Genomic DNA, 15,629 nt, shown 5'->3' on the forward strand with positions numbered 1-15,629 from the left:
CCCAAAATTTTTGTTAACAAAAATTTTGGAGGTGCTATTATGGAATTGGATAATATACCTGCTGAATTAAAGTGGAAAATCGCCATAAAGACATTTCAAAGCTTTTTTTTAGGTTATGGCACATCATTTAGGCAAATTATGGATGAAAAAGCTGTTAGGAACGTAGAAGAGATAGTATGGGCTGAAGGTGGTAGAGAAGTAAAAAAAATTGCAGATATTTTGAAATTACCTTCTGAAAATGCAATAGATGTCAATAATACGTTGAAAATTGTTGGAATGATAACTATGGGAAAATCAGAACATGAAACTCAAGATGAAGCCAGTGAACTTGTTATAGATCGTTGTACTAGTTGTCCTAACTTTAATGTTAATGCAGAGATGTATATCCCCGTTATCAGCATGCCCGATCTTTGTCAGGCTTACTGTACCAGTGCTGTTGAGTCCCTTAACCCAAAATACACTCAAATGTTTACTAAAAGAATGTGCACTGGTGATGATTACTGTGAAAGCATTATAGGATTGAAAAAATAGAGAAATCATTGATCCTGGTTGGACCATAGAGTGATATAAACAATATCATCCTCTTTTTTACCTTTCAACAACTTGGACTGTCTTAAGAAAGCAAAATTATTTTCCAACTCATTTTCTGATAATTTAAACTGTTTGAGGAGTTCAGGTCTCGTTACTTTACCTTTTGACTGGGTGTAATGGTATATTTCTCTTTGAAGATCTGTTAAACCATCAGTTCCTCCGAGTCCATGGCTTTTTCTGAAAGCTGTCTTGGCTCTTTCTCCCATGGGGTTGCATACCCTAATTTTGTGTGTTGCATCGATGTAACAGTCTTCACAGAGGGTATTACCTCGGGATATAAAAGTTTCATTTTCAGGGATTTCCCTGTTACATTTATGGCATTTTATGTTGTTGGTCATTATTTCACCATTTTAATCATCAAGAAGGAAAGATGCGAAAGTGAAACCTGATCCAAGGCGAACTTGTCCTGCTACTGCTGCAGCTTCCAGCATTTCTTCTTTACTTGCACCAGCCATTAAAGCCTGTTTTTTGTGTGCTTTCACGCATTGTTCACATTTAACGGCTACTGCACAGGCCAGTGCTATTAATGACTTTTCTTTTGGGGATAATGCTCCTTCTTTCATTATTTCTGAAGCTAGATTATTGAACGCAGTACTTAAGTCTTCACTTATTGCTTCTGTAAATCTGTATGGTCTTGGTTTTTGTTCTGCCATTTTATTTGCTCCTAAAGTTTAACTTTTGATTTGTATACCTCTTTGAAATAATAATCTGAATAGTTACTCAATTTTATAAAGGGTTATTTCCACGTTTTATGGATTATTACGAAACCTAATTTTGAAGGGTAAAATATATTAATCATTTAATGGGTTTTAAACCCTTTAATTTCATTAATGTGGATTTGAATTCATATCAGATAAATGTTTTCATTAGTATTAATGATGCGCATTTTTTGTAATTGAAATTAATAAAAAAATATGGAATACTACTAATATTTAAAAAAAACAATAAAATTAAAGTTAAGTAGCAGATAAATAAAATAGGAGGAATTAAAAATGGATTTTAAAGACTGTATAAATTTTGCAAATGAAACACCAGTTTGCTATCTAGCAACAGTAGAAGGGGATCAACCTAGAGTAAGGGCATTGGGTTTCTGGTTTGCAGATGAAAATGGATTTTACTTCCAGATTGGGGGTATGAAAGACATGTACGGACAGCTTCAAGCAAATCCTAAAGTAGAGGCATGTTTCTGGCAGCCAGATGAAGCGACAGGAAAAATGATGAGGGTAGCTGGTGAAATAGAATTTGTTGATGACCCCGATCTTAAAAAAAAGGTTTTAGAAGATAGGCCATTCCTTAAGGAATTTGGTATGACATTTGATAGTCCAGGCCTTATAATTTTCCGCATTGCCAAAGGTAAAGCCTACTTCTGGACAATGACAACCAACTTTGAGCCTAAAAAGTTCATTAATTTTGGCTGAATACAATTTATATTCTTTTTTTATCTGGAGCATGCTTTGTAATAAGAGGGGTTTCTTTGGCGGAAGAATTCATTAAATTTTGGGCAGAATTATCAAATAGATACGATTCAGCTATAGATAATATCATGGGAGAAAAAATAAGGCCAAAAATACAGGAAAAGTTAAATGAAGAAGACAATTTAGGAAACCTTCTTGAACTTGGCTGCGGCACTGGTTATTTCACAGAAACACTCGCAAATAAGTCAGAAAGTATTATTTCAACTGATATTTCAGAGGAAATGCTGTCTATTGCCATGGAAAAACTAAAAGAATTTGAATTTCAGGTTATGGATTGTCAGGACCTTAAGTTTGATGAAGAAACATTTGATACTGTGTTTATGGGTTTGGTTCTTCTTTTTACTCAACCAGAGAAGGCTCTCAAAGAAAGCTGCCGGGTTTTAAAACCTGGAGGTTTACTCATAATAGTAGATCCAGATATTTCTTTTCTATCGTTTTATGGGGACTTAAAATTCAGGTTTAGAGCGCTTGTAAATTATCGTAAGATCCCCACTACAAGTCATTTTTTAAATCAAGAAAAGATAGTAGATATGCTGGATAAGACTGGATTTGAGGTATTCCGTAAAGAAATTATTTGTGACGAAACGAACCCTAACTATGTTACAGCTAATTATATTAAAGCAGTAACTCGGAAATAGCTTTTAATTTGTTATATATGTCAGTTTGGGATTATAGATGGGCGATATTTATAATTTATATCAATTGAAATCTGGAGATAAAATGAAAATAACTGTTTTGACTGAAAATACCAAGCTAAAAAATTCTGATTTAATTGCAGAACATGGGATCTCACTATTTATTGAAAAAAATGGCTATAAAATCCTTTTTGATACTGGAGGCCCTCAGGAAAGTGCAATAAAAAATGCGTCAAGATTAGGCATTGATCTACGGAAAGTGGATGCTGTAATCATTTCTCATGGACATGACGATCATACTGGAGGACTTCTAAAATTTTTCCAGATTAACGATAAAGCACCAGTTTACCTTAAAAAGGAAGCTTTAGGTTCTTATTATTCTAAACGCCCTGAAGGGGAAAAATACATAGGTATTGACAGTGAGATACCTGAAAAACATATGGAAAGGTTACATTTTGTTGATGAAACCGCAGAAATTGCTCAGGATGTATTTTTAGTTCCAAATATCAAGAAAGATTTCCCAATCTCTTGTAGTAATCATGTTTTATTTAAAGAAATAAATGGAAAATTAGTAATGGATAATTTTAAACATGAGTTATTTATGGTAATAGAAAATGATAAGGATTTAACTGTTTTAACTGGTTGTGGGCACAGTGGAACAAAAAATATCGTAAACACAGCTAAAGAAGTTTTTCCTGATAAAAAGATAGGTACTGTGATTGGAGGGTTTCATCTCCAGGCGGGAGCCCGTACATTTGAGGTGGCCAAAAAAGAAGAAATTGAAGAAATAGCGGAGTGGTTAAAATTGGAAGCTACAGGACAAATTTACACGGGTCATTGTACTGGAGAACGTGGATTTAATATAATGAAACCAATTTTAAGCGATAAGTTAAAAAGCATTTATACTGGGATGGAAATTACTTTATAAATTAAATGTAAACTAATATTGATACATTTTACAGGTGAAAAGATAATGTCACTCATAGCCAGGAAAGAATTAGAAAAGGAACAGCGAAGAAATGATATATTAAACGCAGCAGAGAAATTATTCTTTTCTAAAGGTTATGAAAACGTTTCTTTAAAGGATATAGCTAAAGAAGTGAAATTAGGTAGATCTACGCTTTATTTATATTTTGAGAATAAAGAAGAATTATTTTTTGCAATTGTCCTTCGTGGAACCAGAATATTATATAAAATGATTAATGATGAAGTGAAGAAAGGAAAAAGCAGTTTTTCAAAACTTGCAGGATTTAGAAATGCTTATTATAACTTTGCTAAAGAACATCAGGATTATCTTAAAGCATATAATTATTTGCTGTCTGGAAGGTTTGATTTAGCGGGCATTGAGCCTTCAGAATATAAACTATTTCCTTCTTCTGAAGGTAAACTCTATTCTGAATATAAAAAGAAATTTGAAGAAATATATATAAGAAATTTAGAGAAAGGTATTATACCTAATTTTCCAATACCAAAATTCACAACCAGCGAATATTTAAATGAAATACTTATTTTGCGCCGGGAGATGTTGAATATTTTTAGTAGTGCAGTAGAACAAGGTAAAAAAGAAGGGATAGTTAGGCCTGATGTCAATTCTGTTGAAGTGACTGTTCTGCAAACTTTAATTGCAAATAGTATTGATAATTTACCTCCAGACCTTAAAGATTTACTTGAAAGCCAGAATATCAGTCAGAAAGAATTTTTAAAGGATGTTGGAGAGTTAATGGGTAATATGATTAGTAACAGAAAGAATATAAGGAAAACTAAATAATTTATTTGATTATGTATGTATTGATTGTATATTTTGTATAATTTAATGTTAGATGGGTGAATTTTGATTTTACTTTATTATAATGATTATTTTTTTTAGTTAACATGCTGATTTTATACAAATAATAGTTAATAGTCAGTTTATATAGTTTTAATTTGAATTTTATGCTATTTTTAATTTTAGTTCAGAATTAATGATGGACTCTTTTATCAAAAACTTTAAATATATAATGACACAATGTCATTAAATGACATTATGTCAGTGACATGGTGTCATTGAATAAATAAACAGATTATCAAAAATTGTTATTAAGCATTTTTTTTTGAAAATAGCTTGTAATATGGAGTGAAAAAATGCCCGAAAATAAAATTGAGGTAAATAGAAAAAACCCCAGTAAAACGGCTGAGACAATAGCTGTGGTAAGGATGAGTGAATCGAGAAAAACTGAAGATGAGCGTATTTGTCATGATCAGTATGCTGTTCACTTTGTCAGCCAGGCGGTGCTGGATTTTGCGGCTCATAACCCTGAGAAGTATAAAGCGTTCGTAGCTCAAAATGAAAGCTTAGTTCCAGGGGCCAGTAACTCAATTGTGGCTAGAGTTAGATTTTTTGATGATATTGTAAAGTCATCCATTAATGAAGGCCTTGAACAGCTTGTCATACTTGGAGCTGGATATGATACCCGAGCATACCGGATTGAAGGGTTGGATAATGTTAAAGTGTTCGAGGTAGACTATCCTGCCACCCAGAGTATAAAAATCGAGAAGATCACTGAGATTTTTGGTTCACTTCCTGATCATGTAACATATGTTCCAATGGACCTTGAATTGGATAAGTTCGGCCGGCAGCTTCTGAAAAGTGGCTATAACAAGTCTCTGAAAACTCTTTTTATTATGGAAGGGCTTTTAATGTATCTCTCTCCTGAAATCGTGGACGAGATACTATCTTTCATAGTACATAATTCCGGCAAAGGCAGTGCCATAATTTTTGATTACATCCCACTATCTGTGGTTGGTGGTACATGTAAACTTGAAGCAGGACAGAACTGGCGAAATGGAGTTATGGCAGTTGGAGAGCCTTTTCTTTTTGGTATCAAAGATGGAGAAATTCAATCATTTCTAGTTCAAAGAGGATTCAAGAATATCAAGAATATGGCCAGCGAAGACTATAAAAAAGCCTATTTCCATGGGAAAAACAAGAATAGAGAGGTCAATAGTTTATCATCATTCGCCTATGCAGTGGTTGAATAGAATGACGCTTAAATTTTAAAAAAGAGGTAGAAGGAAATGCATGCATTTCCTGAACATTCGAAAAAATGAAATTTTTTTCGATGTCTCGAACACAAAGTGTTCGAGGACCACAAAAATAAAAAATTTTTGAGGTTTTTAAATGTCTGAAAATAAAGTTGAAGTTAATAGGGAAAACCCAAGTAAAATGGCTGAAGGAATTGCAATGCAAAGATTTGGTGAATCAGCTAAGCCTGAAGGTGAAAGAATCTGTTATGATCCTTATGCTGTACATTTTATCAGTCCTGAGATAATAAAATTTGGGATGAAACATCCGAAAGAAGCCAAAGAAAAAGTAGAACAAATGGAAAAGCTCTTTCCAGGGCTTAGCAGCTCAATAATGGCTAGAGTTAGATATTTTGATGATTTTACTAAAAAATCAATTGTTGAAGGAATTGAGCAGTTAGTTGTGCTTGGTGCAGGATATGATACTAGAGCATATAGAATTGAGGAATTAAAGGATATAAAAGTGTTTGAAGTTGATCATCCTAACACTCAGAGTTTTAAAATTCAAAAGATTGGAGATATTTTTGGTTCTCGTCCTGATCATGTTGTTTATGTGCCTGTTGATTTTGAAAAGGATACTCTAGGTCAAAAATTATTTGATAATGGCTATGATCCTTTAAAAAAGACTTTATTTATTATGGAAGGGCTTATAATGTACATTCCTCCTAAGGCCGTAGCCAAAACTCTCCTATTTATTGTAGAAAATTCTGGTAAGGGTAGTAAGGTTATTTTTGATTATTATCCTGAATCTGTAGTTGATGGGACCTGTAAATTAGAAATAGGGACAAATATCCGAAATCATGTGGCAGAACAGGGAGAACCGCTCCAATTTGGAATTGAAGAAGAAAAGATCCAAGACTTTCTTATAGAATTTGGATTTTCAGGAATTCAAAATGTAACCAGTGAAAATTACAAAGACATGTATTTCCGCGGTAAAAATGAAAACAGAGAGGTGTGTGAGCTTTTATACTTTGCACATGCTGTTGTTGAATAAAATTGTTAACCCTAAAAAATTAAGATGGAGATTGACTTATGGAAAATTATCATCCCTTTAAATCCCAAGATGCAAAAGAAGCGTATCTGAAATTATACGATGATACTGCAAAGCTTTGGCCACTTCCTTCTGAAGTTAAAATGATAGATACATCTTATGGTAAAACATTTGTGCGCATTAGTGGGCCAGCAGATGCTCCTCCATTGGTTCTTTTACATGGAATGGGTAGTAATTCACTTATGTGGCTGCGAAACATTGAAAGTTTATCTGAAGATTATAGAACCTATGCCATAGATGATATTTATGGAAACGGGCGAAGTATATATACTAAAACCATCAAGGACTCAAACGACTTTGTAAACTGGCTTGATGAGTTATTTGATGTCCTTGAGTTAGGTAATAATATTAATCTTATGGGAATGTCGTATGGTGGCTGGCAGGCAGGTCTATATGCACTCAGATTCCCAGATAGACTCAATAAAGTTACATTATTAGCACCAGCTGCTACCGTATTGCCAGTAAGTTCTGCTTTTGGTATAAGGGCTATTTTTAGCATGCTGCCTGTCCGCTATTTTACTAAAAGATTAATGTACTGGGTTATGGAAGATGCAGTGAAGAAAGATGAGGAAGCAATGAGTGAATTAGTGGATGCTATGTTTCTGGCGTCAAAATCTTTTAAAACAAGACGTCCTCCGGAACCAACAGTTTTCGATGATGATGAATGGAAAAGCATAGGAGTACCAATGCTTTATGTAGTAGGTGAAAATGAGAAGATTTATTCTGCCGAAAAAGCAGTTCAACATCTTAATACTGTGGCCCCTCAAATAAAAACAGATATTATTCCAGGTGCAGGCCATGATTTGGTGTCAGTACAGGCCGAAATGGTGGATGAAATGGTTCTAAAGTTTCTGAAGTGATCTTAATATATTTATACTCAATGTAATTGTATAAAATCCTTTAGAACTTAAAACATTTCATTTGTGGACTACTGGATTGTGGTTAATTAATAAAATTGCGATTTTATTCCTTTTTACTTTTCTTCTTATTTTTAATCAATATTATTCAAATGACAATCTTTATATAAAATGAACTATCATCTAATATTGAACATAGTTCATAAATGAATATAATTCAATAATTAAAATTGAGTTTAAAAAACTATAGGGGTGATTCTATGTCTGATGAATCTGTAAAATGCAGTAAGTGTGGAGTATTTGCATGCCTAGAAAATAAACCTTTAAATACGCCCAAATTTTGCCCGATGAATACACGAGAAGATGTACTGGATGCAGCTTTAAAACAATATTTCAATCTAGATGATCAAAAGATGATGTCAGCCGCTGCTTGTACTGTAATTAAAGGTATTGCAAACTCATGGACACGTATAGAAGATGTAATAAATTTTGCAAGAGAAATGGGGTATAAAAAGCTTGGTATAGCAACATGCATAGCCCTAATTTCTGAATCAAGAATCTTAACTGAAATACTTGAGACAAAAGGATTTGAAGTTAAATCAGTATGCTGCAAATCTGGTAATAATTTTGAAGGAGATATTGGATTACATGATATTGATTTAAAACTGGATTTTGAGTCAGCAAACAACTTAAATGTAAATTCAGGTGGGCAAAAAGATATTCCATTGTGTAATCCTATAGGGCAGGCATTTTTATTGAATAATGAGAAAACGGACCTTAATGTCCTTTTGGGTCTATGTACTGGCCATGATGCACTGTTTATCAAACACTCTGAAGCACCTGTCACTCCACTAATTGTCAAAGACCGACGAACATTACATAACCCTGCTGCAGCACTCTATGGATCTAGTCATTTCTTTAAAAGATTAATGAAACCGGAAATGGAGTAAAACAAAGTATATTTATGTAAAATATGATGGAAATAGTTATCTATTATTTATTAAATTTCTTTTTGCACCTTATTTTATATTATAATGAATATTTTTTATCTTTTTTGTATATGGGCTCTAAAATAGCGTAGATTAAGATATAATGGCATATTATCACTTAAATCTTGAAAATATTAAACATACAGAATCATAGATTTTTGAGAAAGAATAACATAAATATTAGAATAAATAAAGGTTGATTCATGAGCGAGAGAATGGCGCGCAGAAAAAAAGAGCGTAGAAATGAAATCATGGATGTGGCTGAGAAAATGATTGCCCAAAAAGGAGTTCAGGGCATGACTATGAAAGAAGTGGCAGAGAAAGCAGATGTAGCCACAGGCACTCTTTATGTGTACTTTAAAAATAAAAATTCGCTTTGTGCAGCAGTTAATGCTAGAATTAATAGGCAAATGAGAGTAATAATGGAAGAGGAAAGTGCGAGTTGTTTGAATGCATGTAAAAAAATAAAAGCTACGATTGATGTTGTACTTAAATTTAAAGAAAAACATCCGGATAAGTGGAGTGCATTTAAAGAATTACTTTTAGTTCATTATGATACTGGGAATATAAATGTTACCTGCAGTGATAATGGGTGTAATATCAATGATTTTCAAGATATTTCAGATGAGAATATAAGAGATCTTTTGATAGAGGATAAAAAAATGTCACAGTTAATGGAAGATATCTACAAGCGGGGCATTCAAGAGGGCTGCATAAATTCTGAATTAGATCTTTTGCCAACAATACTATTTATGAGGATGTCACTTTTTACGGCACTTGAACCAATTCCTTATGCACAGCGAATTTTAAAAGCAGAGAATATAGATCCAGAACATTTCTTAGAAGTGGTTTTGGATTTAATGCGTCGTGCTGTGCGTCCACAATCAGCTGAAGAAAAATAATTCATTTTCTTTTTAATTACAGGTTCTATTTAAATCAATTTAAAGTCAATACTTAAAAAATAATTAAGACAAAAATATCTGGAACTAAGAGCATATTTTTTTATAGATCCAAAATCATATGAAGTATAGAAGTTTAGAGTAAAAAATTAACAATTAAAATATTATTTGAGGCCAATCATGTTAACTACAGTCGTTGGAAGTTACCCTCCCTTACTGAAAAACCCATCATCATTTTCAGATAAAATTTCTAATATTTTCGGAACTTATGATAAGTATAAACCTGCTATAGAGCTTGCAGTGAAGGATCAAATCGATGCAGGTATTGATATAATATCTGATGGACAGGTAAGGGATGGGATGGTGGAAATTTTTGCCAGTTCTATTTATGGGATGACTGTTGAAGATAACACTCCCAAAATTGTGGGAAAGATAATGCCTTCACCTAAATCAGTATGTGCAAATGATCTTAAATTTGCTATAAAGATAGCAAAGGGAATCTCAAATGAATACGGCCAAAAACCTAAGAAGACCCTTGAAGGCAGTGTTAAAGGAGTTAAGGGGATAATAACAGGCCCTTCTACACTTGTTTTTTCATCAAGAATTGAAGGATACTATGATAAAAAAGAAGATGCAGTCCTAGATTTAGCTTATGCTTTAAAGAAAGAAGCGGAACATCTTGAAAATGCAGGGGCTGCAGTGGTACAAATAGACGAACCTTTTATTTCTACTGGAGTTGTAGATATTAACGTTGCAAAGAAAGCTGTAGGGATCATAGCAGATGGTTTGTCCGTGCCAGTATCCATGCATGTATGTGGTGAAGTGGTGGATATATTTGACCATCTTTTAAAATTTCCGGTAGACATCGCGGACTTTGAATTTGCAGGTATCCCGGCCAATATCAACGCGCTTGAAAATGTGAATCTCCGCGGAAAAAAAATAGGGTTCGGGTGTCTGGATAACAAAACTGATAAAATTGAAAGCAGGGACGAAGTGGAAAACCTGATAAAAAGAGGTAGAGACCTTATCGGTGCTGAAAACATGATTGCCGACCCTGATTGTGGAATGAGGCTGAGGTCAAGGGAGGCAGCTCTTTCAAAGCTTAAAGTAATGGTAGACGTTGCTAAAGGTTTCTAATTTTTGGCACGTTAAAATTAAAATTTTGGCAGTTGCCACAAATTGATAAAAAATCTACAATTTCTAACTTATTATTGGAAACCACAATTTTTTATAGCTTCGAATTTTGAGAGGTTTTGATAGTTGCTAAGGTTTGATTTTGATATTGCCTGCGGTTTTAGAATTTACTTAATTTTATAAATTGTAATACAGACGTGGGTTAAATATTCAAAAAACATTACATTTATAACAGTTTAATAAAGATTTAATTTAACGGAGAATATAACATGTCATTTCAAATTGAAGTCAACCAAATAGCAGACGGCTGGGAAACACTTGTAAAAAAGATCATGGAAGAAGGTAAGGAAATAAATGATGAGAGGGGTTCATTAACAAAAGAAGTTTTGAACACTCTTGTTACAATAAGAGACCCCCTTGGAAAACAGAGGTCTAAAAACAAAGATGAAAATGACATGTTTGAGGATATAAAAATACCAACTGGTTATTTCTGGAGAGGGGAAAAGCTTAAAATTTATTCTGAGCAGTTTATAAGTGATGATAAACAGGGATTTGTTTATACATACGGAAACCGCCTGAGAGCACACTTTGAGGGCATTGATCAGATTCAGGTAGCTATTGATAGGCTTAAAAACTGTACTGAATCAAGAAGATCCATTTCTGTAACATGGGACCCGACTACTGATACAAAAGTCGATGAAGTACCTTGTATGATCCTCGTAGATCTCAAAATAAGGGATGGAAAACTTTATACAACTGGTTTATGGAGGTCACATGACATATACGGTGCATGGTTCCCTAATGCAGTTGGTTTAACTTATTTAACCAAATATGCTGCTGATCAGCTTGGTGTAGAAGTAGGAGAAGTTACAATTCATTCTATAAGTGCCCACATATATGAAGTTAATTTTGATGACGCTAAGAAAACTTTAAGCATGCAGTTATTTGGTTTATAGTGAATGTAATTATCAATTATTTTTATTTTAAGTAAGGACTAGAGTATGAAAGACATTTTAAACAAAATTTCTGTACCAATATCTGGTTTAATGCTGGGTCTGGCGGAAGCAGGAAATCTGGTATCTTCTCAAGAAGTTATACTTAAAATTATATTTGGGTCTATATCTGCGCTAATTTTAGCGTTGATTTTAATAAAAATAGCATCTAATCCTAAACATCTTAAGGCGGATTTAAATAATCCTGCTGTTGCAGGGGTTGCTTCAACATTTCCAATGGGAATCATTGTCTTATCGACGTATGTTAATTCTTTTTTCCCATCTGAGGCTTATGCCATGTGGATTGCCGGGATTTTAATGCAAATTATTATTGTAATCATTTTTACCCGGAAATTTGTCTTTAATTTTGATATAAACAAAGTATTCCCATGTTATTTTGTAGTGTATGTTGGAGTTGCAGTGGGAAGCATTGTGGCGCCGATATTTAACGCTGCAGACATCGGTAGAGTGTTATTCTACTTCGGATTTGTATCTTATTTGATTTTATTGCCTTTAATGCTTTATAGGGTATTTGTAATTAAATCTTTTCCAGAACCTGCCATCCCTACGTTAACCATTTTTGCAGCGCCTTCAAGCATCTGCCTGGCAGGATATTTAAGTTCATTTGATGTGATAAACATGGATATTTTCTGGGGACTGGTTATTTCAGCAATAGTCATGTTTTTTGCAGTGCTTCTGTACATGCCTAAAATGCTTAAATTAAAGTTTTATCCGAGTTATTCTGCATTTGCATTTCCACTGGTAATCAGCGCCATTGCAATGCAGTATGCAAATAGTTTTCTGGCAAATATGAATCTTAAAATGCCAATAATGCAATATATTGGGTATTTTGAGGAGTTATTGGCGGTTTTATTTGTTGTTTATGTACTGGTTCATTATACGAACTTTTTATTTGGTGACTATAGGAAAACAAGTTAAATTTAATATTTTTAGATGAAAATAAGAAATTATAAAATTAATGAATTTTGCTATTTAAACGGTCTCATCATTTTTATATTCTAAAATATCTCCTGGCTGACAGTCTAAAGCTTTACAGATCTTTGCTAAAGTTGAAAATCGAATTGCCTTTGCCTTTCCATTTTTCAATATAGAAATATTGGCCATGGTTATTCCAACTTTCTGTGAAAGTTCAGTGACGCTCATTTTCCGTTTAGCTAACATCACATCAATATTAATTATAATTCCCACGTTATCTACCTCAGACCGTTAAATCATTTTCTTTTTTTATGTCTACGGCACTTTGTAAAAGTCTTTCAAATACGGCTGTGGCAGCAGCGATTACAACCGAAATAAAAGTAGTCACAATACACAGAGCAATAAAACCTGCTGGATCATCGCCTTTAGCATGGAATATCCTTATATATAGCGCGGCCATCACAATTAAAATGTTCAATATGATTGCACAGTATTTTATAGTTTGTAAAGCTCTCACGGAGTCTAGCGAGAATACCTTATTTTGCCCGATGTATCCGAGCAATTGAAATGCATGATATAACGCAACAAAAAATGGAATAGATGCTGTATACACATATGCTAAAAACGGGTCCTGAAAGTAAATATTAAACAGGTCGGCGTTTATATTTCTACCTTCAAGCTGGGGAAATATAATTATACCTGCAAGTGCACCGATTCCGATGAGTAGAATTACTGCTTTTAGAAATAATGTTGATCCTCGTTTCAAGTAAAAACACCTCACTCAACTATTGTATATTGATTATAGTAAATTATTTATCGTTTTACAATATATTTTTATTGATATTACACTGACATCATATAAATAGTTTTTCTAGATCATCAAACTTTAGAAAGTATGTAATCATTAACGGCACATTTTTCAAAATCCAAAAAATAAAATAGTAAATTAATTAAAGGACAACAGCTTAAACTCCATTGATAAACAAATTTTGTATTCATTTAATATATCACACTATTAGAGGTGAAATTATGGTAAGTGTCAATCTTGAAGCAAAAAAGACAGTAGACTTAATGATAAAAAACGCAGATGAATTAAATATAAGCGTAGAAAAGCTTGAAAACGGTTCCACAGTTATCGACGCTGGTGTAAACGTTTCTGGAAGCCTTAAAGCAGGGGAACTTTACACAAAAGTGTGTCTTGGAGGACTTGCAGAAGTGGGAATTTCAATTCCAGGAGACCTCTCCGAAAGCTTTGCGTTACCTTCTGTGAAGATCAAAACCAATTCTCCAGCAATATCAACCCTTGGAGCACAAAAAGCAGGATGGTCTGTAAGCGTAGGTGACTTCTTCGCCCTCGGTTCAGGACCTGCAAGGGCATTAGCTAAAAAACCAGCCCACACCTATGAAGTAATCGGCTACGAAGACGATGCAGATATTGCAATTCTCACCCTTGAAGCTGACAAATTACCTGGCGCTGATGTAACCGACGCAATTGCAAAAGACTGCGGTGTTTCACCAGAAAACGTAACAGTACTCGTTGCACCAACATCATCAATCGTAGGTTCAATACAAATAGCAGGAAGAGTTGTAGAAAACGGTACATACAAAATGATGGAAGCTTTAGACTTTGACGTTACAAAAGTTAAATTTGCTGCAGGAATTGCACCAATAGCACCTGTTGACCCAGATGGGCTTAAAGCAATGGGTAAAACAAATGACGCTGTTTTATTCGGTGGTAGGACTTACTACTACATCCAGTCTGAAGAAGGAGACGACTTAAAAGCTTTAGCTGAAAATCTCCCATCATCCGCATCTGAAGGATACGGAAAACCATTCTACGATGTATTTAAAGAAGCTGAATACGACTTCTACAAAATTGACAAAGGAATGTTTGCACCTGCTGAAGTGGTCATAAACGATTTAAGAACAGGTGAACTCTTCAGAGCAGGATACGTAAATGTAGATCTCCTTAAAAAATCATTCGGTTTATAATAATCGAAATTATTTATTTTTTTTATTTTGTTTCTTATTAAGCTGTATAAAAATGCATTTTTCAACTTCATTTCAATAAAATATCCTATTTTTAAGTTTAAGTTAAATTTTGCACTGTTTCATGGAATTGGGTAAAAATCATTGGGGAGAATGGTCAGTGACTTTATTATGGAGCTTTCAAAAAATGGCTTAATTTATGAGGTTTCCAGATTGGATAATGTTTACAATTAGAATTGTTATTTTAAACAAGATATGAAACTTATTTTTGCCTTTTTTTATTAAATGAATGTAAATAATTAATCAATTACTGATTTAATTATTTTGCCTGCTTTTGTTATAATGGATAATGTCCTAATTACTTGAGACTTCTTAAATAACTTTGATCTGGTATAAATTTGGGTGTAAATTTGGAAAAAGTTATTAAATAGGTCTTACTAATTTTCTATTATATAGATTAGGAAGTGAAAAAATATGGCTAATAATATGATTCAATGGAGACCTATAATTATTGGTACAATAATTGCCGTTATTTTAAGTGTGTTATCAATGCTTAGTTCAGGTTTATTAACCGCTGACTTTTTACTGGCTGGAATAGCAGTCGGGTTCATTGTTGGAGCAAAAATTAAGGATGGAGCAATTAATGGAACAATTATGGGTGTAATAGGTGCAGTTATATTCCTTATAATACTGGTAATTATATACGCTGCCCAGGGTTATGGATCTTTAATAACATCCATACTCAGTTATCTGGTAATTTACGTGGTTGCAGATATAATTTTAGCAATAGTTGGTGGAGTTCTTGGATCTGTAATAAGAGCAGAAATAAAAGAAACTCCAGTTCAAGAATAAGTAATTAACTTATTCTTCTACTTTTTTTAAGTTATAATTAAACTAAATAAATTGGAAATCAAATTTAAAAATAAATTAACTTTTTTATAAAAATTAAACCATTAAAATATAATTAAATAATTTAAAAAAAGAGTTTATAGATTTAAATAAAAATTTAATGCTAAAAAAG

19 protein-coding genes are annotated in these 15,629 nt (G+C 33.2%); 15 read left to right on the forward strand and 4 right to left on the reverse strand.

What is annotated here, in order from left to right; translation table 11 throughout:
* Positions 1–39 precede the first annotated feature (39 nt).
* Positions 40–531 carry a hypothetical protein gene (locus ASJ80_RS01350; protein WP_069583496.1) on the forward strand — a complete coding sequence of 164 codons (492 nt, stop codon included), beginning with the start codon at positions 40–42 and terminating at the stop codon, positions 529–531.
* 5 nt (positions 532–536) lie between these two features.
* Here ASJ80_RS01350 and ASJ80_RS01355 read toward each other — a convergent pair whose 3' ends face one another.
* On the reverse strand, positions 537–929 hold the full coding sequence (locus ASJ80_RS01355) for a hypothetical protein (RefSeq protein WP_069583497.1): 393 nt from the start codon (positions 927–929) through the stop codon (positions 537–539).
* 12 nt (positions 930–941) lie between these two features.
* Complete coding sequence (locus ASJ80_RS01360; protein ID WP_069583498.1) at positions 942–1,244, reverse strand: carboxymuconolactone decarboxylase family protein; 303 nt, start codon at positions 1,242–1,244, stop codon at positions 942–944.
* Positions 1,245–1,583: 339 nt separating this feature from the next.
* Between ASJ80_RS01360 and ASJ80_RS01365 the strand changes: the two genes are divergently transcribed.
* The 12 genes from ASJ80_RS01365 to ASJ80_RS01420 all read left to right on the forward strand — a co-directional run bounded on the left by ASJ80_RS01365 (position 1,584) and on the right by ASJ80_RS01420 (position 12,622).
* Positions 1,584–2,009 carry a pyridoxamine 5'-phosphate oxidase family protein gene (locus ASJ80_RS01365; RefSeq protein WP_069583499.1) on the forward strand — a complete coding sequence of 142 codons (426 nt, stop codon included), beginning with the start codon at positions 1,584–1,586 and terminating at the stop codon, positions 2,007–2,009.
* 56 nt (positions 2,010–2,065) lie between these two features.
* On the forward strand, positions 2,066–2,704 hold the full coding sequence (locus tag ASJ80_RS01370) for a class I SAM-dependent methyltransferase (protein ID WP_069583500.1): 639 nt from the start codon (positions 2,066–2,068) through the stop codon (positions 2,702–2,704).
* An 82-nt stretch (positions 2,705–2,786) separates the two neighbouring features.
* Positions 2,787–3,629, forward strand: a complete 843-nt coding sequence (locus ASJ80_RS01375; protein WP_069583501.1) for an MBL fold metallo-hydrolase — start codon at positions 2,787–2,789, stop codon at positions 3,627–3,629.
* A gap of 45 nt (positions 3,630–3,674) precedes the next feature.
* Positions 3,675–4,469, forward strand: coding sequence for a TetR/AcrR family transcriptional regulator (locus ASJ80_RS01380; RefSeq protein ID WP_069583502.1), 795 nt, complete (start codon positions 3,675–3,677; stop codon positions 4,467–4,469).
* A gap of 353 nt (positions 4,470–4,822) precedes the next feature.
* Positions 4,823–5,719 carry a class I SAM-dependent methyltransferase gene (locus ASJ80_RS01385; protein WP_069583503.1) on the forward strand — a complete coding sequence of 299 codons (897 nt, stop codon included), beginning with the start codon at positions 4,823–4,825 and terminating at the stop codon, positions 5,717–5,719.
* 139 nt (positions 5,720–5,858) lie between these two features.
* Positions 5,859–6,755, forward strand: coding sequence for an SAM-dependent methyltransferase (locus ASJ80_RS01390; RefSeq protein WP_069583504.1), 897 nt, complete (start codon positions 5,859–5,861; stop codon positions 6,753–6,755).
* 38 nt (positions 6,756–6,793) lie between these two features.
* Positions 6,794–7,672 (forward strand): alpha/beta fold hydrolase, encoded by an 879-nt coding sequence (locus ASJ80_RS01395; protein ID WP_069583505.1) that lies wholly within the window; start codon positions 6,794–6,796, stop codon positions 7,670–7,672.
* A 257-nt stretch (positions 7,673–7,929) separates the two neighbouring features.
* Entirely contained in the window at positions 7,930–8,619 is a 690-nt protein-coding gene (locus tag ASJ80_RS01400; protein WP_069583506.1) for a DUF1847 domain-containing protein, read from the forward strand.
* Positions 8,620–8,861: 242 nt separating this feature from the next.
* A complete protein-coding gene (locus ASJ80_RS01405; protein ID WP_069583507.1) occupies positions 8,862–9,560 on the forward strand; it encodes a TetR/AcrR family transcriptional regulator in 699 nt (232 codons plus the stop codon).
* A 177-nt stretch (positions 9,561–9,737) separates the two neighbouring features.
* A complete protein-coding gene (locus ASJ80_RS01410; protein WP_069583508.1) occupies positions 9,738–10,694 on the forward strand; it encodes a methionine synthase in 957 nt (318 codons plus the stop codon).
* Between the two features lie 266 nt (positions 10,695–10,960).
* Positions 10,961–11,647 carry a thymidylate synthase gene (locus ASJ80_RS01415; RefSeq protein WP_069583509.1) on the forward strand — a complete coding sequence of 229 codons (687 nt, stop codon included), beginning with the start codon at positions 10,961–10,963 and terminating at the stop codon, positions 11,645–11,647.
* Between the two features lie 45 nt (positions 11,648–11,692).
* The gene (locus ASJ80_RS01420) at positions 11,693–12,622 is read left to right on the forward strand and encodes a TDT family transporter (RefSeq protein ID WP_069583510.1); all 930 of its coding nucleotides are present in this window, start codon (positions 11,693–11,695) and stop codon (positions 12,620–12,622) included.
* Between the two features lie 54 nt (positions 12,623–12,676).
* Here the strand turns inward: ASJ80_RS01420 and ASJ80_RS01425 are convergent, their stop codons facing one another.
* Entirely contained in the window at positions 12,677–12,892 is a 216-nt protein-coding gene (locus ASJ80_RS01425; RefSeq protein WP_069583511.1) for a helix-turn-helix domain-containing protein, read from the reverse strand.
* 10 nt (positions 12,893–12,902) lie between these two features.
* Positions 12,903–13,385 (reverse strand): DUF2975 domain-containing protein, encoded by a 483-nt coding sequence (locus ASJ80_RS01430; RefSeq protein WP_069583512.1) that lies wholly within the window; start codon positions 13,383–13,385, stop codon positions 12,903–12,905.
* A gap of 263 nt (positions 13,386–13,648) precedes the next feature.
* Here ASJ80_RS01430 and mch point away from each other — a divergent pair, with 263 nt between their 5' ends.
* Both mch and ASJ80_RS01440 read left to right on the forward strand, forming a co-directional pair.
* Positions 13,649–14,611 (forward strand): methenyltetrahydromethanopterin cyclohydrolase, encoded by a 963-nt coding sequence (gene mch / locus ASJ80_RS01435; protein WP_069583513.1) that lies wholly within the window; start codon positions 13,649–13,651, stop codon positions 14,609–14,611.
* Positions 14,612–15,094: 483 nt separating this feature from the next.
* The gene (locus ASJ80_RS01440) at positions 15,095–15,460 is read left to right on the forward strand and encodes a DUF5518 domain-containing protein (protein ID WP_176720231.1); all 366 of its coding nucleotides are present in this window, start codon (positions 15,095–15,097) and stop codon (positions 15,458–15,460) included.
* Positions 15,461–15,629: the final 169 nt, after the last annotated feature.

It is taken from the genome of Methanobacterium bryantii, assembly GCF_002287175.1.
GTDB classification, from domain to species: domain Archaea; phylum Methanobacteriota; class Methanobacteria; order Methanobacteriales; family Methanobacteriaceae; genus Methanobacterium_D; species Methanobacterium_D bryantii.

Excerpts from the sequence above, each read along its gene's own strand:
- ASJ80_RS01440 (WP_176720231.1), top strand. The coding sequence starts at position 15,095 with ATGATTCAATGGAGACCTATAATTATTGGTACAATAATTGCCGTTATT.
- ASJ80_RS01410 (WP_069583508.1), top strand. The coding sequence starts at position 9,738 with ATGTTAACTACAGTCGTTGGAAGTTACCCTCCCTTACTGAAAAACCCA.
- ASJ80_RS01365 (WP_069583499.1), top strand. The coding sequence starts at position 1,584 with ATGGATTTTAAAGACTGTATAAATTTTGCAAATGAAACACCAGTTTGC.
- ASJ80_RS01405 (WP_069583507.1), top strand. The coding sequence starts at position 8,862 with ATGAGCGAGAGAATGGCGCGCAGAAAAAAAGAGCGTAGAAATGAAATC.
- ASJ80_RS01415 (WP_069583509.1), top strand. The coding sequence starts at position 10,961 with ATGTCATTTCAAATTGAAGTCAACCAAATAGCAGACGGCTGGGAAACA.
- ASJ80_RS01390 (WP_069583504.1), top strand. The coding sequence starts at position 5,859 with ATGTCTGAAAATAAAGTTGAAGTTAATAGGGAAAACCCAAGTAAAATG.
- ASJ80_RS01380 (WP_069583502.1), top strand. The coding sequence starts at position 3,675 with ATGTCACTCATAGCCAGGAAAGAATTAGAAAAGGAACAGCGAAGAAAT.
- ASJ80_RS01395 (WP_069583505.1), top strand. The coding sequence starts at position 6,794 with ATGGAAAATTATCATCCCTTTAAATCCCAAGATGCAAAAGAAGCGTAT.
- ASJ80_RS01420 (WP_069583510.1), top strand. The coding sequence starts at position 11,693 with ATGAAAGACATTTTAAACAAAATTTCTGTACCAATATCTGGTTTAATG.
- ASJ80_RS01360 (WP_069583498.1), bottom strand. The coding sequence starts at position 1,244 with ATGGCAGAACAAAAACCAAGACCATACAGATTTACAGAAGCAATAAGT.
- ASJ80_RS01385 (WP_069583503.1), top strand. The coding sequence starts at position 4,823 with ATGCCCGAAAATAAAATTGAGGTAAATAGAAAAAACCCCAGTAAAACG.
- ASJ80_RS01350 (WP_069583496.1), top strand. The coding sequence starts at position 40 with ATGGAATTGGATAATATACCTGCTGAATTAAAGTGGAAAATCGCCATA.
- mch (WP_069583513.1), top strand. The coding sequence starts at position 13,649 with ATGGTAAGTGTCAATCTTGAAGCAAAAAAGACAGTAGACTTAATGATA.
- ASJ80_RS01375 (WP_069583501.1), top strand. The coding sequence starts at position 2,787 with ATGAAAATAACTGTTTTGACTGAAAATACCAAGCTAAAAAATTCTGAT.
- ASJ80_RS01355 (WP_069583497.1), bottom strand. The coding sequence starts at position 929 with ATGACCAACAACATAAAATGCCATAAATGTAACAGGGAAATCCCTGAA.
- ASJ80_RS01400 (WP_069583506.1), top strand. The coding sequence starts at position 7,930 with ATGTCTGATGAATCTGTAAAATGCAGTAAGTGTGGAGTATTTGCATGC.